This window comes from Pseudomonas sp. CFBP13508, assembly GCF_005233515.1.
Classification (GTDB): domain Bacteria; phylum Pseudomonadota; class Gammaproteobacteria; order Pseudomonadales; family Pseudomonadaceae; genus Aquipseudomonas; species Aquipseudomonas mercuritolerans.
Genome location: NZ_QFZZ01000007.1, coordinates 167,490 through 187,208, shown reverse-complemented (window position 1 = coordinate 187,208; position 19,719 = coordinate 167,490). Strand labels below are relative to the sequence as shown.

Annotated in this window: 19 protein-coding genes; 11 read left to right on the top strand and 8 right to left on the bottom strand. The window is 60.7% G+C overall.

Features of this window, described 5'->3' with window-relative positions; all coding sequences use genetic code 11:
- Window positions 1-42 precede the first annotated feature (42 nt).
- Window positions 43-1,770, top strand: a complete 1,728-nt coding sequence (locus PspCFBP13508_RS20210) for an ABC transporter ATP-binding protein/permease (RefSeq protein WP_137215510.1) — start codon at window positions 43-45, stop codon at window positions 1,768-1,770.
- Window positions 1,771-1,956: 186 nt separating this feature from the next.
- Window positions 1,957-2,703, top strand: coding sequence for a FadR/GntR family transcriptional regulator (locus PspCFBP13508_RS20205; RefSeq protein WP_024011597.1), 747 nt, complete (start codon window positions 1,957-1,959; stop codon window positions 2,701-2,703).
- Between the two features lie 5 nt (window positions 2,704-2,708).
- Here the strand turns inward: PspCFBP13508_RS20205 and PspCFBP13508_RS20200 are convergent, their stop codons facing one another.
- Together PspCFBP13508_RS20200 and PspCFBP13508_RS20195 are read right to left on the bottom strand one after the other, a co-directional pair.
- Window positions 2,709-3,071, bottom strand: coding sequence for a hypothetical protein (locus tag PspCFBP13508_RS20200; protein WP_130911317.1), 363 nt, complete (start codon window positions 3,069-3,071; stop codon window positions 2,709-2,711).
- A 206-nt stretch (window positions 3,072-3,277) separates the two neighbouring features.
- Window positions 3,278-3,658, bottom strand: a complete 381-nt coding sequence (locus PspCFBP13508_RS20195) for a hypothetical protein (protein ID WP_137215509.1) — start codon at window positions 3,656-3,658, stop codon at window positions 3,278-3,280.
- A 298-nt stretch (window positions 3,659-3,956) separates the two neighbouring features.
- On the opposite strand from PspCFBP13508_RS20195, the gene kdgD reads away from it, so the two are divergent.
- From kdgD to PspCFBP13508_RS20170, 5 genes are all read left to right on the top strand, one after another.
- The gene (gene kdgD, locus PspCFBP13508_RS20190; RefSeq protein WP_007915340.1) at window positions 3,957-4,868 is read left to right on the top strand and encodes a 5-dehydro-4-deoxyglucarate dehydratase; all 912 of its coding nucleotides are present in this window, start codon (window positions 3,957-3,959) and stop codon (window positions 4,866-4,868) included.
- Between the two features lie 71 nt (window positions 4,869-4,939).
- Window positions 4,940-6,385: an aldehyde dehydrogenase family protein gene (locus PspCFBP13508_RS20185; protein WP_137215508.1), complete on the top strand. Its 1,446-nt coding sequence runs from the start codon at window positions 4,940-4,942 to the stop codon at window positions 6,383-6,385.
- Window positions 6,386-6,563: 178 nt separating this feature from the next.
- Window positions 6,564-7,925, top strand: a complete 1,362-nt coding sequence (locus tag PspCFBP13508_RS20180) for an MFS transporter (protein WP_137215507.1) — start codon at window positions 6,564-6,566, stop codon at window positions 7,923-7,925.
- Window positions 7,926-7,936: 11 nt separating this feature from the next.
- Window positions 7,937-9,490 (top strand): galactarate dehydratase, encoded by a 1,554-nt coding sequence (gene garD / locus PspCFBP13508_RS20175; protein WP_137215506.1) that lies wholly within the window; start codon window positions 7,937-7,939, stop codon window positions 9,488-9,490.
- Window positions 9,491-9,872: 382 nt separating this feature from the next.
- Window positions 9,873-10,814, top strand: a complete 942-nt coding sequence (locus PspCFBP13508_RS20170) for an AEC family transporter (protein WP_016770674.1) — start codon at window positions 9,873-9,875, stop codon at window positions 10,812-10,814.
- A 100-nt stretch (window positions 10,815-10,914) separates the two neighbouring features.
- Here PspCFBP13508_RS20170 and PspCFBP13508_RS20165 read toward each other — a convergent pair whose 3' ends face one another.
- The 6 genes from PspCFBP13508_RS20165 to gatC all read right to left on the bottom strand — a co-directional run bounded on the left by PspCFBP13508_RS20165 (window position 10,915) and on the right by gatC (window position 16,082).
- Complete coding sequence (locus PspCFBP13508_RS20165; protein WP_137215505.1) at window positions 10,915-11,295, bottom strand: carboxymuconolactone decarboxylase family protein; 381 nt, start codon at window positions 11,293-11,295, stop codon at window positions 10,915-10,917.
- Window positions 11,292-12,368: a calcium/sodium antiporter gene (locus PspCFBP13508_RS20160; RefSeq protein ID WP_122610868.1), complete on the bottom strand. Its 1,077-nt coding sequence runs from the start codon at window positions 12,366-12,368 to the stop codon at window positions 11,292-11,294. The genes PspCFBP13508_RS20165 and PspCFBP13508_RS20160 overlap by 4 nt, the downstream gene beginning before the upstream one ends.
- Window positions 12,369-12,399: 31 nt before the next feature.
- A complete protein-coding gene (locus tag PspCFBP13508_RS20155) occupies window positions 12,400-12,771 on the bottom strand; it encodes a septal ring lytic transglycosylase RlpA family protein (protein ID WP_024011604.1) in 372 nt (123 codons plus the stop codon).
- A gap of 99 nt (window positions 12,772-12,870) precedes the next feature.
- Window positions 12,871-14,316 carry an Asp-tRNA(Asn)/Glu-tRNA(Gln) amidotransferase subunit GatB gene (gene gatB / locus PspCFBP13508_RS20150; RefSeq protein ID WP_016771702.1) on the bottom strand — a complete coding sequence of 482 codons (1,446 nt, stop codon included), beginning with the start codon at window positions 14,314-14,316 and terminating at the stop codon, window positions 12,871-12,873.
- Window positions 14,317-14,326: 10 nt separating this feature from the next.
- The gene (gatA, locus tag PspCFBP13508_RS20145; RefSeq protein WP_137215504.1) at window positions 14,327-15,778 is read right to left on the bottom strand and encodes an Asp-tRNA(Asn)/Glu-tRNA(Gln) amidotransferase subunit GatA; all 1,452 of its coding nucleotides are present in this window, start codon (window positions 15,776-15,778) and stop codon (window positions 14,327-14,329) included.
- Window positions 15,779-15,794: 16 nt separating this feature from the next.
- Window positions 15,795-16,082 carry an Asp-tRNA(Asn)/Glu-tRNA(Gln) amidotransferase subunit GatC gene (gene gatC / locus PspCFBP13508_RS20140; RefSeq protein ID WP_024011606.1) on the bottom strand — a complete coding sequence of 96 codons (288 nt, stop codon included), beginning with the start codon at window positions 16,080-16,082 and terminating at the stop codon, window positions 15,795-15,797.
- 211 nt (window positions 16,083-16,293) lie between these two features.
- Between gatC and mreB the strand changes: the two genes are divergently transcribed.
- From mreB to PspCFBP13508_RS20120, 4 genes are all read left to right on the top strand, one after another.
- Entirely contained in the window at window positions 16,294-17,331 is a 1,038-nt protein-coding gene (gene mreB / locus PspCFBP13508_RS20135) for a rod shape-determining protein MreB (protein WP_002555108.1), read from the top strand.
- Between the two features lie 140 nt (window positions 17,332-17,471).
- Entirely contained in the window at window positions 17,472-18,575 is a 1,104-nt protein-coding gene (gene mreC / locus PspCFBP13508_RS20130; protein WP_137215503.1) for a rod shape-determining protein MreC, read from the top strand.
- Window positions 18,575-19,066 carry a rod shape-determining protein MreD gene (mreD, locus tag PspCFBP13508_RS20125; protein ID WP_042608773.1) on the top strand — a complete coding sequence of 164 codons (492 nt, stop codon included), beginning with the start codon at window positions 18,575-18,577 and terminating at the stop codon, window positions 19,064-19,066. The genes mreC and mreD overlap by 1 nt, the downstream gene beginning before the upstream one ends.
- 37 nt (window positions 19,067-19,103) lie before the next feature.
- A complete protein-coding gene (locus PspCFBP13508_RS20120; RefSeq protein ID WP_137215502.1) occupies window positions 19,104-19,700 on the top strand; it encodes a Maf family protein in 597 nt (198 codons plus the stop codon).
- Window positions 19,701-19,719 lie beyond the last annotated feature (19 nt).

Genomic DNA, 19,719 nt, shown 5'->3' with positions numbered 1-19,719 from the left:
TGATCGGCGCGTGTCCGTTCTTTCTACTATCGAGCCTTATCCATGAATCAGAACGCTGAATATTCCGCGGTCAACGATGCTGTGCGCGGGCAGTTTTTTCGCAAAGTCTGGGCGATGACCACGCCTTACTGGCGCAGCGAAGAGAAGGGCAAGGCCTGGACGTTGCTGATTGCCGTGATCGCGCTGACGCTGTTCAGCGTATGGATCGCGGTGTGGTTGAACAGTTGGTACAAGGATTTCTACAACGCCTTGCAGAAAAAGGATGAGGCGGCGTTCTGGCAGTTGATTCTGTACTTCTGCGGTATCGCCGCCGTGGCGATTCTCGCCGCGGTTTACCGGCAGTATCTGACGCAGATGCTGACCATCCGCTGGCGGGCGTGGCTGACCGAAAAACACTTCACCCGTTGGCTTGAACACAAGAATTACTACCAGCTGGAGCAGGGCGGTTATACCGATAACCCGGACCAGCGCATCTCCGAAGACCTCAATAAATTCACCGCGAACACCTTGGCCCTTGGCTTGGGGTTGATCCGCACGATCGTCAGTCTGGTGTCCTTTTCGATCATCCTGTGGGGCGTCTCCGGGAGCATCGAGGTGTTCGGTTTCACTATTCCCGGCTACATGTTCTGGTGTGCACTGGTCTATGCGGCGGTCGGCAGTTGGCTGACCCATCTGATCGGCAGACGCCTTATCGGCTTGAACAACAACCAGCAGCGTTTCGAAGCTGACCTGCGTTTTTCGATGGTGCGGGTTCGTGAAAATGCAGAAAGCATCGCCCTCTACAACGGCGAGCCGAATGAGAACCGCCGCTTGAGCAATCGTTTCGGCCTGGTCTGGCACAACTTCTGGGACATCATGCGGGTGTCCAAGCGTCTGACGTTTTTCACTTCGGGCTATGGACAGATCGCGATCATTTTCCCGTTCATTGTTGCGGCGCCACGGTATTTCAGCGGCAAGATCGAGCTGGGTGAGCTGATGCAAATCAACTCGGCGTTCGGCAATGTGCAAGAGAACTTCAGTTGGTTCATCAGTGCTTACCAGGATCTGGCCGAGTGGCGCGCCACTTGCGATCGTCTGCTGAGTTTCCGCAATGCCATGAGCAACAACGAAGAGCGGGTGCCCGCTATCAATGTGCAGAACCAGGGCAGTGAGTTGCAGGTGCACAACCTCGGCCTCGATCTGGCCGATGGTCGTCACCTGCTGACCAACGCCGGCATGACTGTTGAACCGGGCGAGCGAGTGATGCTCAGCGGCCGTTCCGGCAGCGGCAAGTCCACGTTGTTGCGGGCGATGGGGCATTTGTGGCCGGCGGGGCACGGCAATATTCGTTTGCCGGCGGCGCGTTATCTGTTCCTGCCGCAGAAGCCTTATCTGCCGATCGGCACATTGCGTGAAGCGTTGAGTTATCCACAACCGGGCGACACTTACACGCCGGAGCGTTATGCACAGGTGCTGGAAACCTGTCGTCTGCCGCACTTGGTTGGGCGGCTGGATGAAGCCAATCATTGGCAGCGCATGCTCTCGCCGGGTGAACAGCAACGCCTGGCCTTCGCCCGCGCGCTCCTTTATGCACCGCAATGGTTGTACATGGACGAAGCCACTTCGGCGATGGATGAAGAAGACGAGGCGACCTTGTATCAGGCGTTGATCGACGAGATTCCGGGGTTGAGCATTGTCAGCGTCGGTCACCGAAGCAGTTTGAAACGATTCCATCCACGGCATGTGCGGATCGACAGCGGTCGTCTGGTCGAACAGGCCATAACTGTCTGAACACTCACCTGTGGGAGCGAGCCTGCTCGCGAAGGGGCCATATCGGTCGACGAATCTGTCGTCTGAACCACCGCTTTCGCGAGCAGGCTCGCTCCCACAGTGGGGTAATGTGATCTGCCCGGTGATCGTACAACCCGCTTGAGCTATGATGGCGCCAAGCCGAACTTTCGAGACAAGATGCAGACCATGGAAAAGCTGATCGACACCCCGCGCCTCCCCCGCAAGCGCCGCAGCCTCGCCCAGGAATTGGTGACGGTGTTGAGCGAGCAGATCCGCGATGGCCTGCTCAAGCGTGGCGACAAGTTGCCCACCGAGTCCGCGATCATGGAAGCCCATGGCGTCAGCCGCACCGTGGTGCGCGAGGCGATTTCCCGTCTGCAGGCCGCCGGCCAGGTGGAGACCCGCCACGGCATCGGCACGTTCGTCCTCGACACGCCAAGCCCGAGCGGTTTCCGTATCGATCCGGCCACCGTGGTCACCCTGCGTGACGTGCTGGCGATTCTCGAATTGCGCATCAGCCTCGAAGTCGAATCCGCCGGCCTCGCCGCGCAACGCCGCAGCCCCGAACAACTGGCAACCATGCGCGCCGCCCTCGACGCTCTGAACGAAAGCGCCTCGCATGCCAGCGATGCGGTGTCGTCGGACTTCGCTTTCCACCTGGAAATCGCCCTGTCCACCGGCAACCGCTACTTCACCGACATCATGACGCACCTGGGCACCAGCATCATTCCACGTACGCGGCTAAACTCGGCGCGTTTGGCTCATGATGACCAGCAGCACTACATGGGCCGCCTGAGCCGCGAGCACGAAGAAATCTACGACGCGATTGCCCGCCAGGATTCCGATGCCGCGCGTGCGGCGATGCGTCTGCACCTGACGAACAGCCGCGAAAGACTGCGCCAGGCCCATGAAGAGGCGCAGGCGCAGGGGTGATGTTGTCAGAGTTCGAGATAAACCTTCTGCTCTTCAGACTGTGCAGTATTACCAGATGATCTCTGCACGCTATAGCTCAATGTAGCGATGGCACCCGGCTCAAATTTTTCTGCAAAGATTTTTTTCGCAATAACGAATACAAATGAGGCGTCGGTGGGTGATTTTACTTCGAGCTCCTGCTTATCTTGGTTCCCTGTGGAAGTGCTCACCTCGAAGATCACCTTGTCTCCCTCCATAACATTTGGGTACGACTCGACGCTGCCGTGAGCAGGGTCAACCAAATTATGGATGTAAAGCGTGAGTTTCCCGTCATGCACGGTGGCTTCGAGAAGTTGAGGCGGGGCGAGGTTTGTTGGGTTTGCAGTCATGATTGAAATTCCTTTTATACCTAATCAAACCTTTTAATTCCGTAGTAATGACGCGCTACGATAGGAGCCGGTTCGCTATCCCCTGCGGTCATTAGCTCAGTTAGGCCCTTTCTTGCGCACCTGTTAGAAATACCAGTCCCGACCAACGGTCGTCACGCAAAGCGGCTGCGCCTGGAAACGTGAAATGGTGATGAGAAACGCCGTGTTCACGCCTCGATCCGCAACCTCAACCCCTGCGAATACGGCTCCATACTCGACTCATCCCGAAACTTGTAGCGCAGTTCCACCTCGCGATTCAGGTACGGTTGCAATGCTTCTTTCGGCAGCTGCACCTCGATGTCGAAGAGCTTTTCCATTTCATCCTCGGCGTCACCCCAGGCGCCAGTGTCCACTTCATCACCTTCCCATTCAGGTTCTTCTCCATCGCTGCCGAGAATCGCGTAGACGCTCCAGTTCGCTGCGAAATCGCTGGAGTCCGGGACGTGCACGGTGAGGATGTCCGGCAATTGCGAGAGCTGAAGCGTGACGCAGTCGTCCTGTGCGGGGGCGATGTGGGTGAGGGTAGGGGCAGCAAAGTGCATCGACATAACGGCTTCCTTTGAGTGGTTCGCCACGATCCTTCGTGGCAGTCGACGTACTTTACGAGCCGCTGGTCCCCTCAGAATTAAACGAATCCAGACCGGATATTTCAGCCATCGAAGACGTCAAGCACGCGCCTCGTAGCCATTTCGTTAAGCGCGAAAGCCAATCTTGTCCGACAAAAAAGCGCTGCCAACGATGAAATGCAGTTGACGGTTATTTTTTAAGTTGTACGATGACCTACAACTTCGGCGAAGGCTGAACGGTCCACTCACAATAAAACGTTGCTACCAGGGTGTTCGAATAATGAATCCACAAGAACTGAAGTCCATCCTCTCTGCCGGCCTGCTGTCTTTCCCGGTGACCGATTTCAACGCGCAGGGCGATTTCAACCGCGCGGGCTACATCAAACGCCTGGAATGGCTGGCTCCGTATGGCGCTTCGGCTCTGTTCGCCGCCGGCGGCACCGGTGAGTTCTTCTCCCTGGCCGCCAGCGAGTATTCGGAAATCATCAAGACTGCCGTCGACACCTGCGCAACCAGCGTGCCGATCCTCGCTGGCGTCGGTGGTTCGACCCGCCAGGCCATCGAATACGCTCAGGAAGCCGAGCGTCTGGGCGCCAAGGGCCTGTTGCTGCTGCCGCACTACCTGACTGAAGCGAGCCAGGACGGCGTTGCCGCTCACGTTGAAGCCGTGTGTAAATCGGTCAACATCGGCGTGGTCGTCTACAACCGCAACGTTTGCCGCCTCAACGCGCCGCTGCTGGAACGTCTGGCCGAGCGCTGCCCGAACCTGATCGGCTACAAGGATGGCCTGGGCGATATCGAGTTGATGGTGTCGATCCGTCGCCGCCTCGGTGATCGCTTCAGCTACCTCGGTGGTCTGCCGACCGCTGAAGTCTATGCCGCTGCCTACAAGGCATTGGGCGTGCCGGTCTACTCCTCGGCGGTGTTCAACTTCATCCCGAAAACCGCGATGGACTTCTACCACGCGATCGCTCGCGAAGATCACGCCACCGTCGGCAAGATCATCGACGACTTCTTCCTGCCGTACCTGGACATCCGCAACCGCAAGGCCGGTTATGCCGTGAGCATCGTCAAGGCAGGTGCAAAAATCGCCGGCTATGACGCAGGTCCGGTGCGTGCGCCGCTGACCGACCTGACCGGCGAAGAGTACGAAATGCTCGCCGCGCTGATCGACAAGCAAGGCGCGCAATAAACGAGAAAAGCGAGGCCGCTGAGCAATCAGCGGCTTTTTGCGTGAAGGCTTTTAGAGTTGAGGGCTGCCCTGTGACAACTGCAAAACGCTACGACAACTACATCAATGGCGAATGGGTCGCCGGTGCCGATTACTCGGCCAACATCAACCCGTCCGAACTCAGCGACACCATCGGCGACTACGCCAAGGCTGACCTGACCCAGGTCAACGCCGCCATCGACGCTGCTCGCGCTGCGTTCCCGGCGTACTCCACTTCGGGCATTCAGGCCCGTCACGATTCGCTGGATAAAGTCGGCAGCGAGATCCTCGCCCGTCGCGAAGAGCTCGGCACCCTGCTGGCCCGTGAAGAGGGCAAGACCCTGCCGGAAGCGATCGGTGAAGTGACCCGCGCCGGCAACATTTTCAAGTTCTTCGCCGGTGAATGCCTGCGCCTGTCCGGTGACTATGTGCCGTCGGTACGCCCGGGCGTCAACGTCGAAGTCACTCGCGAAGCGCTGGGCGTGGTCGGTCTGATCACCCCGTGGAACTTCCCGATCGCCATTCCTGCGTGGAAGATTGCTCCGGCCCTCGCCTACGGCAACTGCGTCGTGCTCAAGCCTGCCGATCTGGTGCCGGGCTGCGCCTGGGCGCTGGCGGAAATCATTTCCCGCGCGGGCTTCCCGGCCGGTGTGTTCAACCTGGTAATGGGCAGCGGTCGCGTGGTTGGCGAGGCGTTGGTCAACAGCCCGAAAGTCGACGGCATCAGCTTCACCGGTTCGGTGGGCGTGGGTCGTCAGATCGCGGTCAACTGCGTTTCGCGCCAGGCCAAGGTGCAGCTGGAAATGGGCGGCAAGAACCCGCAGATCATTCTCGACGACGCCGACCTCAAGCAAGCGGTCGAGCTGTCGGTGCAGAGCGCGTTCTACTCCACCGGCCAGCGCTGCACAGCGTCGAGCCGTCTGATCGTCACCGCTGGCATCCACGACAAGTTCGTTGAAGCGATGGCCGAGCGCATGAAGTCGATCAAGGTCGGCCACGCGCTGAAGGCCGGCACCGACATCGGTCCGGTGGTTTCCCAGGCGCAGCTTGAGCAGGACATGAAGTACATCGACATCGGCCAGTCCGAAGGTGCACGTCTGGTCAGCGGCGGCGGTGTGGTGACTTGCGACACCGAGGGCTACTTCCTCGCGCCAACCCTGTTTGCCGACAGCGAAGCGTCGATGCGCATCAGCCGCGAAGAGATCTTCGGCCCGGTGGCCAACATTGTTCGTGTGGCCGATTACGAAGCCGCGCTGGCAATGGCCAACGACACCGAATTCGGCTTGTCGGCCGGCATCGCCACCACCTCGCTGAAGTACGCCAACCACTTCAAGCGCCACTCCCAGGCCGGGATGGTGATGGTCAATCTGCCGACCGCCGGTGTGGATTACCACGTACCGTTCGGCGGGCGTAAAGGCTCGTCCTACGGCTCCCGTGAGCAGGGCCGCTATGCACAAGAGTTCTACACCGTGGTGAAAACCGCCTACGTAGGCTCCTGATACCCGCAATACCCCTGTAGGAGCTGCCGAAGGCTGCGATCTTTTGATCCTGTTTTTAAGATCAGGATCAAAAGATCGTCCGATCGCGGCCCGAGCCTTCGGCAGCTCCTACAGGGAATAGATGCAAGACCAAAGAAGCTTCACCCCGCATAAAAATAATCAGTGGGAGTACATCTGCATGCAATCCTCCAAGCCGACTCACGTCCGCTATTTGATCCTGCTCATGCTGTTTCTGGTGACCACGATCAACTACGCCGACCGTGCCACGATCGCCATTGCCGGTTCCAGCCTGCAAAAGGATCTGGGCATTGACGCCGTTACCCTCGGCTACATCTTCTCCGCATTCGGTTGGGCCTACGTCGCCGGGCAAATTCCCGGTGGCTGGCTGCTCGATCGCTTCGGCTCGAAAAAAGTCTATGCCCTGAGCATTTTCACCTGGTCGCTGTTCACCGTGCTGCAAGGCTTTGTCGGTGAATTCGGCATGTCCACGGCAGTGGTTGCGCTGTTCATGTTGCGCTTTCTGGTGGGCCTGGCCGAAGCGCCATCGTTCCCCGGCAACGCTCGCATCGTGGCGGCGTGGTTCCCGACCGCTGAACGCGGCACCGCTTCGGCGATCTTCAACTCGGCGCAGTACTTTGCCACCGTGTTGTTCGCGCCGCTGATGGGCTGGATCGTCTACAGCTTCGGCTGGGAGCACGTGTTCATCGTCATGGGCATTCTCGGCATCATCTTCTCGCTGGTGTGGCTGAAAGTCATCTACAGCCCGCGCGAGCACCCACGGGTCAACGAGGCCGAGTTCAAGCACATCGCTGACAACGGCGGCATGGTCGACATGGATCAGAAGGGCAAGAAGTCCGACGGTCCGAAGTGGGATTACATCCGTCAGCTGCTGACCAACCGCATGATGCTCGGCGTGTATCTGGGCCAGTACTGCATCAACGGCATCACCTATTTCTTCCTGACCTGGTTCCCGGTGTATCTGGTGCAAGAGCGTGGCATGACCATTCTCAAGGCCGGTTTCATCGCTTCGTTGCCGGCGATCTGCGGCTTTATCGGCGGCGTGCTTGGCGGGGTGATTTCCGACTACCTGCTGCGCAAGGGCCACTCGCTGACCTTCGCCCGCAAGGCGCCGATCATCGCCGGCCTGCTGGTGTCGAGCAGCATCGTCGCGTGCAACTATGTTGAAGTGGAATGGATGGTCGTGGGCTTCATGGCTCTGGCATTCTTCGGCAAAGGCGTTGGCGCACTGGGCTGGGCGGTGGTCTCCGACACTTCGCCGAAACAGATCGCCGGTCTGAGCGGTGGCCTGTTCAACACCTTTGGCAACATCGCTTCGATCACCACGCCGATCGTCATTGGCTACATCATCAGCTCCACCGGTTCGTTCAAGTGGGCGCTGGTGTTTGTCGGCGCCAACGCACTGGTCGCGGTGTTCAGCTATCTGGTGATCGTCGGCCCGATCAAGCGTGTGGTCTTGAAAGAGCCGCCAGCCAAGGGCGGCAATGAAGTCACCGGTAACTTGTCTCAAGCGCATTCCTGAGGAGCGGCGTCATGCAGTTGATTGAACATTCCGACTCGCCGCGCTACATCCGCCTGCACGAGCGGGACAACGTTGTAGTGGTGGTCAACGATCAGGGCGTACCGGCCGGTACCGAGTTTGCCGACGGCCTGGTCACCTTGGATTTCGTACCGCAGAGCCACAAGGTCACCCTGGAGGATATTCCCGAAGGCGGCCCGGTGATTCGTTACGGGCAGATCATTGGCTACGCCTTGCAGCCGATTCGCCGTGGCAGTTGGGTCAAGGAAGATCAACTGCGCATGCCCACCGCGCCACCGCTGGACAGCTTGCCGCTGTCCACCGAGGTGCCGGATGCGCAGGCACCGCTGGAAGGCTTCACGTTCGAGGGCTATCGCAACGCCGACGGCACCGTTGGCACGCGCAACATTCTCGGCATCACTACGACCGTGCAGTGCGTCACCGGTGTGCTCGATCACGCGGTCAAGCGCATCAAGGAAGAGCTACTGCCGAAGTACCCGCACGTCGATGACGTGGTGGCGCTGACCCACAGCTATGGCTGCGGTGTGGCGATCACCGCCACCGACGCCTATATCCCGATTCGTACCGTGCGCAATCTTGCGCGCAACCCGAACCTGGGTGGCGAGGCGCTGGTGATCGGTCTGGGCTGCGAGAAATTGCAGGCCGGGCAGGTGATGCACGAGGACGATGCCTCGGTGGATCTCAGCGATCCGTGGCTGTACCGCTTGCAGGATTCCAGTCACGGTTTTACCGAAATGATCGAACAGATCATGGAACTGGCCGAAGTGCGTTTGAAGAAACTCGACCAGCGCCGCCGCGAAACCGTGCCGGCCTCCGAGCTGATTCTCGGTATGCAGTGCGGCGGCAGCGACGCGTTCTCCGGCATCACCGCCAACCCGGCGCTGGGTTATGCCTCGGACTTGCTGTTGCGTGCGGGGGCGACGGTGATGTTTTCCGAAGTCACCGAAGTGCGCGATGCGATCTATCTGCTGACGTCGCGGGCGCAAACGCAAACCGTCGCCGAAGAGCTGGTGCGCGAGATGGACTGGTACGACCGTTACCTGGCCAAGGGCGAAGCCGATCGCAGCGCCAACACCACGCCGGGTAACAAGAAGGGCGGGTTGTCGAACATTGTCGAGAAGTCCCTGGGCTCGATCGTCAAGTCCGGCAGCAGCGCGATCAACGGCGTGCTTGGCCCGGGCGAGCGTTTCAAGCACAAGGGCCTGATTTTCTGCGCGACGCCGGCCAGCGACTTTGTTTGCGGGACGCTGCAACTGGCGGCGGGGATGAACCTGCACGTGTTCACCACCGGTCGCGGCACGCCTTATGGGTTGGCCATGGCGCCAGTGGTCAAGGTGTCGACGCGGACCGAACTGGCGCAGCGCTGGCCAGATCTGATCGACATTGATGCCGGGCGTATCGCTACCGGACGCGCGACCATCGAAGAGCTGGGTTGGGAGTTGTTCCACTATTACCTGGATGTTGCCAGTGGCAAGCAACAGACCTGGGCGGAGAAGCACAAGCTGCATAACGACATCACCCTGTTCAACCCGGCGCCGATTACCTGATCGTTTCATGGAAGATCAAAAGCCCCTCACCCCAGCCCTCTCCCGGAGGGAGAGGGGGCCGACCGAGTTGTTTTGCGCTATACATCGACCTGACAAATCGGGTCGATTATGGATTCGACGATGTCATTTCAGGCCGGTGGATTGTTTAAATATCCCCCGATCGGTTCCCTCTCCAGGAGGGAGAGGGGGCCGACCGAGTTGTTCTGCGCTATACATCGACCTGACGAATCGGGTCGATTATGGATTCGACGATGTCATTTCAGGTCGGTGGATTGTTTAAATATCCCCCGATCGGTTCCCTCTCCCTTTGGGAGAGGGCTAGGGTGAGGGGCTTTTGCTTTATCATTGCCCCCCTGACTAAGCTCACCCAAGGCTCCCCGGCATGCTGGCAATCTTTCTTGAAACCCTGAACATCACCGCGCCGGTGTTTGCCATGCTGTTTCTCGGTGTGCTGCTCAAGCGCATCGACTGGATCAACGACAACTTCATCCACACCGCCTCGTCGCTGGTGTTCAACGTGACCATGCCGGCGCTGCTGTTCCTCGGCATTCTCCACGCTGACCTGCACGCCGCGCTGCAACCCTCGCTGCTCATCTACTTTTCCCTCGCGACCCTGGTGAGTTTCGCCGTGGCCTGGGGCTGGGCGATTTTCAAATGTCCGCGGGAAGATCGCGGCATCTACACCCAGGGCGCGTTTCGTGGCAACAACGGCGTGATCGGCCTTGCACTCGCCGCGAGCATGTACGGCGATTACGGCATTTCCCTCGGGGCAATTCTCGCGGCGCTGGTGATCCTGTTCTACAACACGCTCTCCACCATCGTGCTGGCGGTGTACAGCCCGGTGATCAAGTCCGATCCGTGGAGCATCTGCAAAAGCGTGTTCAGCAACCCGCTGATCATCAGCGTGATTTCGGCGGCGCCGTTCGCTTATTTCAAGATCGGTTTGCCGGGCTGGCTGGAAACCTCCGGCCAGTATCTGGCGCAGACCACTTTGCCGCTGGCGCTGATCTGTATCGGCGGCACGCTGTCGCTGGCGGCGTTGCGCAAGAGCGGCAAGATGGCGCTCAGTTCCAGTCTGGTGAAGATGGTCGGTCTGCCGTTACTGGCAACCGTGGGCGCGTGGCTGTGGGGCTTTCGCGGGGCGGAACTGGGGATTCTTTTTCTGTACTTCGGCAGCCCGACGGCAGCGGCGAGTTTCGTCATGGCCCGGGCAGCGCAGGGCAATCATGAGCTGGCAGCGGCGATCATCGTGATGACCACCTTGATGGCGGCGATTACCACCAATGTCGGGATCTTTGTGTTGCAGTGGGGTGGGTGGATCTGAGCAAGGATTCGCATTGTCTGCCAGGGCCTCTTCGCGAGCAGGCTCGCTCCCACAGGGAAGCGCATTGCAAATGTGGGAGCGAGCCTGCTCGCGAAGGCGGTCACTGCGGTTTCTGGTAGGTATCGATCACTTCCTGCGCCGCGCGAAACGCATCGATCGCCGCCGGTACGCCGGCATACACCGCGCAATGCAGCAGCGCCTCGCGAATCTCTTCCACCGTGCAGCCGTTGTTCAGCGCACCGCGCACATGGCCTTTCAACTCCTGCGGGCACTTCAACGCGGTCAGCGCGGCGAGGGTGATCAGGCTGCGGGTTTTCAGCGGCAGCCCCTCACGATTCCACACCCCACCCCAGGCGTGTTCATTGACGAAATCCTGCAACGGCTGGGTGAACTCGGTGGCGTTGCCCAGGGCGCGATCAACGAACGCATCGCCCATGACCTGACGACGGATTTCAACCCCGGACTGCTTCGACTCGCTCATGGCACATCTCTCTTGTGGTGTTGGCGACGCCAGGCGCGGATCGACGTGAACAGCAGAAACGTCAGCAGCGCCGGCAGGACATAAAACAGCATCAAGCGCTCGAGTTTGCCGGCCAGCGGCATGCCGGTGGTGAACGACACCACATGCAGCCCGTAGACCAGATACAAACCGAGCAGCAGCAAGCCTTCGGCCCGGGTAACGCGGTAGCCCGAGTAAAACACTGGCAGACACAGCGCCGCGACGCCGAGCATCACCGGCAAGTCGAAATCCAGCGCATTCGGGGAAACGGAAAGCGGCGTCGGTGCGAGCAGCGCGGTCAGCCCCAGCACCCCGAGCAGGTTGAACAGGTTGGCGCCGATCACGTTGCCCACGGCAATGTCGCGCTGCCCGCGCAACGCAGCGATCAGCGAAGTCGCCAGCTCCGGCAGCGAAGTGCCGACCGCGACCACGGTCAGACCGATGACCCGTTCGGACAGGCCAAGGTCGGTGGCCACGACCACGGCGGCGCCGAGCAGCAAACGCCCGGCGAACACCAGCATGGCCAGGCCAGCGAGAATCATCAGCACACTGATCAGCCAGGATTGCTGCGTATCCTTCGGGCGTTCGGTATGGGGGCGGGTCGAGTGTCGCGACTGGCGGAACAACAAGCCAAGGTACAGCGCCAACGCCCCGAGCAGCAGGACGCCGTCGAAACGCCCGAGATCTTTATTCCAAGCGAGGATGAATACCAGCAGGCTGGCGCCGATCATCAGCGGGATATCCAGGCGCACCAGTTGCCGCGACACGCGCAGGGGGATGATCAATGCCGAGAGGCCAAGGGTTACGAGGATGTTGAAAATGCCGCTGCCGACCACGCTGCCGACGGCGATGTCCGGGTTGTCGGTCAACGCCGCTTGCAGGCTCACGGTCATCTGCGGCGCGCTGCTGCCGAGAGCGACGATGGTCAGGCCGATGATCAACGGACGCACGTGCAGGCGCTCGGCCAGGCGCACGGCGGCGCGCACCATCAGCTCGGCGCCGATGAGCAAAAGAACCAGGCCGCTGAGCAATTCGATGACGTTGATCAGCGGCAGATCGGCTAGTCCGAAAATGGTCGGCGCTCCATCAGTCCAGGGCCTGCACGCGAACCCGTGCGGTGCCGCTGCGCAGCATGCCGATTTCATCGGCGGCCTCGCGCGACAGATCGATCAGCCGGCCACGGGTGTGCGGGCCGCGGTCATTGATGCGGACCACGACTGATTCATCATTTTTCAGGTTGGTGACCTTCACCCGCGTGCCGAACGGCAACTGGCGGTGGGCGGCGGTCAGGGAATGCTGGTTGAACGCTTCGCCGCTGGCGGTGCGTTTACCGTGATGTTTGGCTCCATAGTAGGAGGCGACGCCGGTCTGGTCGTAACCGTGCGGGTCGATGGTGTCGGTACTGGCGCAACCGGCCAGCAGAGAGAGCAGGGCGCTGCTCAGCAACAGACGCTTCATTCAAGGTTTCCCGAATACAAATGTGGGACTGATCTTCTGCCACAGAAGATCAATCCCACAGGGGATGGAGCCAGGCTTTGCATCCGGCTCCATTGGTGGTCAGCCTTCGAGCTTGCTTTTCAGCAGTTCGTTCACCTGCTGCGGGTTGGCCTTGCCTTTCGAGGCTTTCATGGCCTGGCCGACGAAGAAGCCGAACATCTTGCCGCGTTTGGCTTCGTCTGCCGCGCGGTACTGTTCGACCTGTTCGGCGTTGGCCGCGAGCATTTCGTCGAGCACAGCCGAGATCGCGCCGGTGTCGGTGACTTGCTTGAGGCCGCGCTTCTCGATGATCTCGTCAGCACTGCCTTCGCCGTTGGCCATCGCTTCGAACACCACCTTGGCGATCTTGCCGGAGATGGTGTTGTCCTTGATGCGCTGCAGCATGCCGCCCAGTTGCTCGGCGGAGACTGGCGAGTCTTCGATGTCCAGGCCCTGCTTGTTGAGCAGGCTGCCCAACTCGACCATCACCCAGTTCGCCGCCAGTTTCGCGTCGCCACCGATGGCCGCGACTTTCTCGAAGTAGTCCGCCTGTTCACGGCTGGTGGCCAGCACGTTGGCGTCGTAGGCCGACAGACCGAACTGGCTCTGGAAGCGTTCGCGCTTTTGCGGTGGCAGTTCCGGCAGGGTGGCACGCACTTCACCGAGGAACGACTCTTCGATGACCACCGGCAGCAGGTCCGGATCGGGGAAGTAACGGTAGTCGTTGGCTTCCTCTTTCGAACGCATCGGACGGGTCTCGTCCTTGTTCGGATCGTACAGACGGGTCTGCTGGATGACTTTGCCGCCGTCTTCGATCAGCTCGATCTGGCGCTGGATTTCCGAGTTGATCGCTTTCTCGATGAAGCGGAACGAGTTGACGTTCTTGATCTCGCAGCGAGTGCCGAACTCGACCTGGCCTTTCGGGCGCACCGAGACGTTGCAGTCGCAACGCAGCGAGCCTTCGGCCATGTTGCCGTCGCAGATACCCAGGTAGCGCACCAGCGCGTGGATGGCCTTGACGTAAGCCACGGCTTCCTTGGCGCTGCGCATGTCCGGCTCGGACACGATTTCCAGCAGCGGCGTGCCGGCACGGTTCAGGTCGATGCCGGTGGCACCGTTGAATTCTTCGTGCAGGCTCTTGCCGGCGTCTTCTTCCAGGTGCGCGCGGGTGATGCCGACGCGTTTGACCGTGCCATCCTCGAGGGCGATGTCCAGGTGGCCCTTGCCAACAATCGGCAATTCCATCTGGCTGATCTGATAGCCCTTCGGCAGATCCGGGTAGAAGTAGTTCTTGCGGGCGAACACGTTGTGCTGGCCGATCTCGGCGTCAATCGCCAGACCGAACATCACCGCCATGCGCACCGCTTCCTGGTTGAGCACCGGCAGCACGCCGGGCATGCCCAGGTCGATCAGGCTGGCCTGGGTGTTCGGCTCGGAACCGAAGGTGGTGGAACTACCGGAAAAGATTTTCGACCGGGTGGTGAGCTGAGTGTGAATCTCCAGCCCGATCACGACTTCCCATTGCATGTGTGTCTCCTCAGAAGCCGGTTGGGGTGCGGGTGTGCCAGTCAGTGTTGAGCTGATACTGGTGGGCAACGTTCAACAGGCGGCCTTCCTGGAAATACGGCGCGAGCAACTGCACGCCCACCGGCAGACCGTCGACAAAACCGGCCGGCATCGACAGGCCCGGCAGGCCGGCGAGGTTGGCGGTGATGGTGTAGACGTCTTCCAGATAGGCAGCGACCGGGTCGCTGTTCTTCGCGCCGAGTTTCCACGCCGGGTTTGGCGTGGTCGGGCCGAGGATGATGTCGACTTCATTGAACGCAGCCATGAAATCGTTCTTCACCAGACGACGGATCTTCTGCGCTTTCAGGTAGTAGGCATCGTAGTAACCGGCGGACAGCGCGTAGGCACCGACCATGATCCGGCGCTGCACTTCCGCGCCGAAGCCTTCGCCACGGGAACGCTTGTACAGATCGATGAGGTTTTCCGGGTTCTCGCAGCGATGGCCGAAACGCACGCCGTCGAAACGCGACAGGTTCGAGGAGGCCTCTGCCGGGGCGATCACGTAATAAGCCGGGATCGCGTGCTGCATGTTCGGCAGGCTGATTTCCTTGATCACCGCACCGAGCTTCTGCAACTGCTGGATGCTGTTCTGGATCAGCTCGGCAATGCGCGGGTCGAGACCGGCGCTGAAGTATTCCTTCGGCACGCCGATGCGCAGCCCTTGCAGCGACTCGCCGAGGCTGGCGGAGTAATCCGGAACCGGCTCATCGATGCTGGTGGAATCGTTCGGGTCGAAGCCGGCCATGCCTTGCAGCAGGATCGCGCAGTCTTCGGCCGTGCGCGCCAACGGGCCGCCCTGATCGAGGCTGGAAGCGTAGGCAATCATGCCCCAGCGCGAAACGCGACCGTAGGTCGGCTTCAGGCCGGTGAGGTTGGTGAACGCCGCCGGCTGACGGATCGAACCGCCGGTGTCGGTGGCCGTGGCCGCTGGCAACAAACGAGCAGCAACCGCCGCCGCCGAGCCGCCGGACGAACCGCCCGGCACGTGTTCCAGATTCCACGGGTTTTTCACTGCGCCGTACCAGCTCGACTCGTTGGCCGAACCCATGGCGAATTCGTCCATGTTGGTCTTGCCCAGGGTCACGGCGCCGGCAGCGGCCAGTTTCGCGACTACGGTGGCGTCGTAGGGAGCCTTGAAGTTGTCGAGCATCCTCGAGCCGCAACTGGTGCGGATGCCTTGGGTGCAGAACAGATCCTTGTGGGCGATCGGCGCGCCGAGCAGGGCGCCGCTCTCACCATTGGCCCGGCGTGCATCGGCGGCTTTCGCCTGCTCGATGGCCAGATCCTCGGTGAGGCTGATGAAACTGTTGAGCTGCGGGTCGAGCTGGGTAATACGCGCCAGCAGGACTTTGGTCAGCTCTTCGGAAGAAAACTTTTTATCGGCGAGACCGCGGGCGATCTCGGCCAGAGTCATTTGATGCATTGCAGGCTCTTTCCCTTTAGTCGATGACTTTCGGAACCAGATACAGGCCGTTTTCGACCGCTGGTGCGATGGACTGGTAGGCCTCGCGATTATTCGTCTCGGTCACCACGTCGGCGCGCAGGCGCTGACTGGCTTCCAGGGGGTGGGCCAGCGGCTCGATACCGTCGGTATCAACGGCCTGCATTTCGTCGACCAGCCCGAGAATGCTGTTGAGGGCGGAAGTAATGTGCGGAAGATCGGCATCGTTGAGGCCAAGGCAGGCCAGGTGCGCGATTTTTTCCACGTCGGAGCGTTCTAGCGCCATCGGGATTCTCCAGTGGAAAACAGAACGGACGGCGTCCGTGTGTTAGATTGTCGGAACACTACCGCACTTCTACGGTCATAAGGCCGCGATTGTGGGGCTTGGTGCACAGAAAAGCGGCCAATTTAACATATTGGCGCCTTGCCCAAAATCCCTGTCGTTGTTAGAGTTTGCCGCACTTTTTTACCCACGCGTTGCCTAGGGTCCCTTTCCCATGTTCAAGAAACTGCGTGGCATGTTTTCCAGCGATCTTTCCATTGACCTGGGCACTGCCAACACCCTTATTTACGTGCGCGAGCGCGGTATCGTCCTGAATGAGCCATCGGTTGTGGCCATTCGGACACACGGTAACCAGAAAAGTGTCGTCGCTGTCGGCACCGAGGCCAAGCGCATGCTCGGCCGTACGCCGGGCAACATTGCCGCCATTCGTCCGATGAAGGACGGCGTGATCGCCGACTTCAGCGTCTGCGAAAAGATGCTGCAGTACTTTATCAACAAGGTTCACGAAAACAGTTTCCTGCAGCCCAGCCCTCGTGTGCTGATCTGCGTTCCATGCAAGTCCACCCAGGTTGAGCGTCGCGCCATCCGTGAATCGGCCCTTGGCGCCGGTGCCCGTGAAGTGTTTCTGATCGAAGAGCCGATGGCTGCTGCGATCGGTGCCGGCCTGCCGGTTGAAGAAGCGCGCGGTTCGATGGTTGTGGACATCGGCGGTGGTACCACTGAAATCGCCCTGATCTCCCTCAACGGTGTGGTCTACGCCGAATCCGTACGTGTCGGCGGCGACCGTTTCGACGAAGCGATCATCACCTACGTGCGCCGCAACTACGGCAGCCTGATCGGTGAATCCACCGCCGAGCGCATCAAGCAGGAAATCGGTACTGCCTACCCGGGCGGCGAAGTGCGCGAAGTCGATGTTCGCGGTCGCAACTTGGCCGAAGGCGTTCCACGCGCATTCACCCTGAACTCCAACGAAGTGCTCGAGGCTCTGCAAGAGTCGCTGGCCACCATCGTTCAGGCGGTGAAAAGCGCGCTGGAGCAATCGCCGCCGGAACTGGCTTCCGACATCGCCGAGCGTGGCCTGGTGCTGACTGGTGGTGGCGCGCTGCTGCGTGACCTCGACAAGTTGCTGGCCCAGGAAACCGGTCTGCCGGTGATCGTTGCCGAAGACCCGCTGACCTGTGTCGCTCGCGGCGGGGGCCGTGCGCTGGAAATGATGGATAAGCACACCATGGATCTGCTTTCGAGCGAATAAGCTTCGAATGCAATACGTGGGTGAACGCACAGGCAGCACTTTGCAGTGCTGCCTGTTGGCGTTTATCTTCTGTCAGTCTTCATCCAGGCCGGTTTGATGCCGTATGAATAAACAGAACATTTGCCTGGGAGGAGCGGCTTATTAAACCGCTTTTCACCAAAGGCCCTTCGTTGGGCGTGCGCCTGTTGGTGCTGGCCGTGCTTGCGGTCGCACTGATGGTGGTCGATGCACGTTTCGACCTGCTCAAGCCCGCGCGCAAGCAAGCGTCGCTGGTGCTCATGGATGCCTACTGGATCACGGACCTGCCCGGCCGCTTGTGGGAAGGGGTCGCCAGTCAGTTCGGCAGCCGCACCGAGCTCGTCGCCGAAAACGAAAAACTCAAGACCGAAAACCTGCTATTGCAGGGGCGCATGCAAAAGCTCGCGGCCCTGACCGAGCAGAACGTTCGGCTGCGCGAGTTGCTCAATTCCTCCGCATTGGTCAATGAAAAGGTCGAAGTGGCCGAGTTGATCGGCATGGACCCCAACCCCTTCACCCATCGCATCATCATCAACAAAGGTGAGCGCGACGGCGTGGTGCTCGGCCAACCGGTGCTCGATGCACGCGGGCTGATGGGTCAAGTGGTCGAATTGATGCCTTACACCTCGCGTGTCCTGCTGCTGACCGACACCACCCACAGCATTCCGGTGCAGGTAAACCGTAACGGTCTGCGCGCGATTGCCAGCGGCACCGGCAACCCGGAACGCCTGGAATTGCGTCATGTCGCCGACACGGCGGACATCAAGGAAGGCGATCTGCTGGTCAGCTCCGGTCTTGGCCAGCGATTCCCGGCCGGTTATCCGGTGGCGACGGTAAAAGAAGTCATCCACGACTCCGGCCAACCGTTCGCCATTGTCCGTGCGGTACCTACCGCCGCCCTGAACCGCAGCCGCTACCTGCTGCTGGTGTTCAGCGATAGCCGCACCGCCGAGGAACGCGCCAATGACGCCGCCCAGGCCCAGGAACAGCTCGATGCCCACGGCGGCGGCCCGATGTTGCCGGCCAGCGTGCCGAAACCGTTGATCATGCCTGCCACGCCGTCGACCGCTGCCGCAGCGCCGGCCGCTGAAGCAGCGGCGCCTGCCACCACGCCTGCCAAGCCCGCCGCGAGCAAGCCGCCCGCTGCCGCTCCCGCCGCGGCCAAACCACCGGCCACCAGCAAACCACCGGCGAAACCGCCAGCGACTACCGGGGGACGAGAATAATGGTCGGCGCGAAAAAATCCGCAAACGGCTGGATGATCTGGCTAACCTTCTTCGTCGGCATCCTGCTCAGCGTTTCGCCGCTGCCGATCTTCATGGAAATCCTGCGCCCGCTGTGGCTGGCCTTGCTCGTGACCTTCTGGGCGCTGTACATGCCGCACACGGTCGGCATGGTCACCGCGTTCTGTCTGGGACTGGCCGAAGATGTCCTGCAGGGCGACCTGCTCGGGCAGAACGCGCTGATCCTGACCCTGATTACCTTCCTCGTGTTGTCGTTGCAGCAGCGTCTGCGCATGTTCCCGATGTGGCAGCAGTGTCTGGTGATCCTGGTGATCTTCGGCCTCGCACAATTGGCGCAACTGTGGCTCAGCGCTCTGACCGGCAACCGTCAGCCAACCCTGGCGCTGGTCTTGCCGGCGCTGGTCAGCGCCTTGCTCTGGCCGTGGGTCAGCTTCGCCCTTCGCGGGATGTGCCGACGCTACAGAATTTATTGAGCCGGTGAAGCAGGGCACTGAACAGGGAGATGTTTTGATGAAACTGCTTTACCTCGCCTCCGGCTCACCGCGCCGCCGTGAATTGCTCACGCAGATCGGCGTGCAGTTCTCTGCCATCAGCGCGGACATCGACGAAACCCCGCTTCCTGAAGAATCCCCATCGGCCTATGTCGAGCGCCTCGCGCGTGGCAAGGCTGAGGCCGGGCGCCGCTCGGTCGTCTCTGACCAGCCGTTCTGCGTGCTTGGCGCCGACACCGCTGTGGTACTCGACGGCAAAATACTTGGCAAACCGGTGGACGAAGCCGATGCATGCGCCATGCTGATGATGTTGTCCGGCAACGAACACGAAGTGCTGACCGCCATCGCCGTGCTTGAAGGTGAGCGCTGCGAGTCGCGGGTGGTGCGCAGTCGCGTGCGTTTTCGCAGCATCAGCCGCGAAGAGGCCGGCGCCTACTGGGCCAGTGGCGAACCGCGCGACAAGGCCGGCGGCTATGGCATTCAGGGCCTGGGGGCGGTGTTTGTCGCCGGGCTCGACGGCAGCTATTCGGCGGTGGTCGGCCTGCCGCTGTGCGAAACCTGCGAGGTGTTGGGCCATTTCGGCATACCCTGTTGGCAAAACCTGAACACGCCCTGAGCGTCGTACGAATCCAGAT

Excerpts from the sequence above, each read along its gene's own strand:
- mreB (WP_002555108.1), top strand. The coding sequence starts at position 16,294 with ATGTTCAAGAAACTGCGTGGCATGTTTTCCAGCGATCTTTCCATTGAC.
- PspCFBP13508_RS20210 (WP_137215510.1), top strand. The coding sequence starts at position 43 with ATGAATCAGAACGCTGAATATTCCGCGGTCAACGATGCTGTGCGCGGG.
- mreD (WP_042608773.1), top strand. The coding sequence starts at position 18,575 with ATGGTCGGCGCGAAAAAATCCGCAAACGGCTGGATGATCTGGCTAACC.
- PspCFBP13508_RS20165 (WP_137215505.1), bottom strand. The coding sequence starts at position 11,295 with ATGAGCGAGTCGAAGCAGTCCGGGGTTGAAATCCGTCGTCAGGTCATG.
- gatC (WP_024011606.1), bottom strand. The coding sequence starts at position 16,082 with ATGGCGCTAGAACGCTCCGACGTGGAAAAAATCGCGCACCTGGCCTGC.
- garD (WP_137215506.1), top strand. The coding sequence starts at position 7,937 with ATGCAGTTGATTGAACATTCCGACTCGCCGCGCTACATCCGCCTGCAC.
- PspCFBP13508_RS20170 (WP_016770674.1), top strand. The coding sequence starts at position 9,873 with ATGCTGGCAATCTTTCTTGAAACCCTGAACATCACCGCGCCGGTGTTT.
- PspCFBP13508_RS20200 (WP_130911317.1), bottom strand. The coding sequence starts at position 3,071 with ATGACTGCAAACCCAACAAACCTCGCCCCGCCTCAACTTCTCGAAGCC.
- PspCFBP13508_RS20180 (WP_137215507.1), top strand. The coding sequence starts at position 6,564 with ATGCAATCCTCCAAGCCGACTCACGTCCGCTATTTGATCCTGCTCATG.
- gatB (WP_016771702.1), bottom strand. The coding sequence starts at position 14,316 with ATGCAATGGGAAGTCGTGATCGGGCTGGAGATTCACACTCAGCTCACC.
- PspCFBP13508_RS20205 (WP_024011597.1), top strand. The coding sequence starts at position 1,957 with ATGGAAAAGCTGATCGACACCCCGCGCCTCCCCCGCAAGCGCCGCAGC.
- PspCFBP13508_RS20120 (WP_137215502.1), top strand. The coding sequence starts at position 19,104 with ATGAAACTGCTTTACCTCGCCTCCGGCTCACCGCGCCGCCGTGAATTG.
- kdgD (WP_007915340.1), top strand. The coding sequence starts at position 3,957 with ATGAATCCACAAGAACTGAAGTCCATCCTCTCTGCCGGCCTGCTGTCT.
- gatA (WP_137215504.1), bottom strand. The coding sequence starts at position 15,778 with ATGCATCAAATGACTCTGGCCGAGATCGCCCGCGGTCTCGCCGATAAA.
- PspCFBP13508_RS20155 (WP_024011604.1), bottom strand. The coding sequence starts at position 12,771 with ATGAAGCGTCTGTTGCTGAGCAGCGCCCTGCTCTCTCTGCTGGCCGGT.
- PspCFBP13508_RS20195 (WP_137215509.1), bottom strand. The coding sequence starts at position 3,658 with ATGTCGATGCACTTTGCTGCCCCTACCCTCACCCACATCGCCCCCGCA.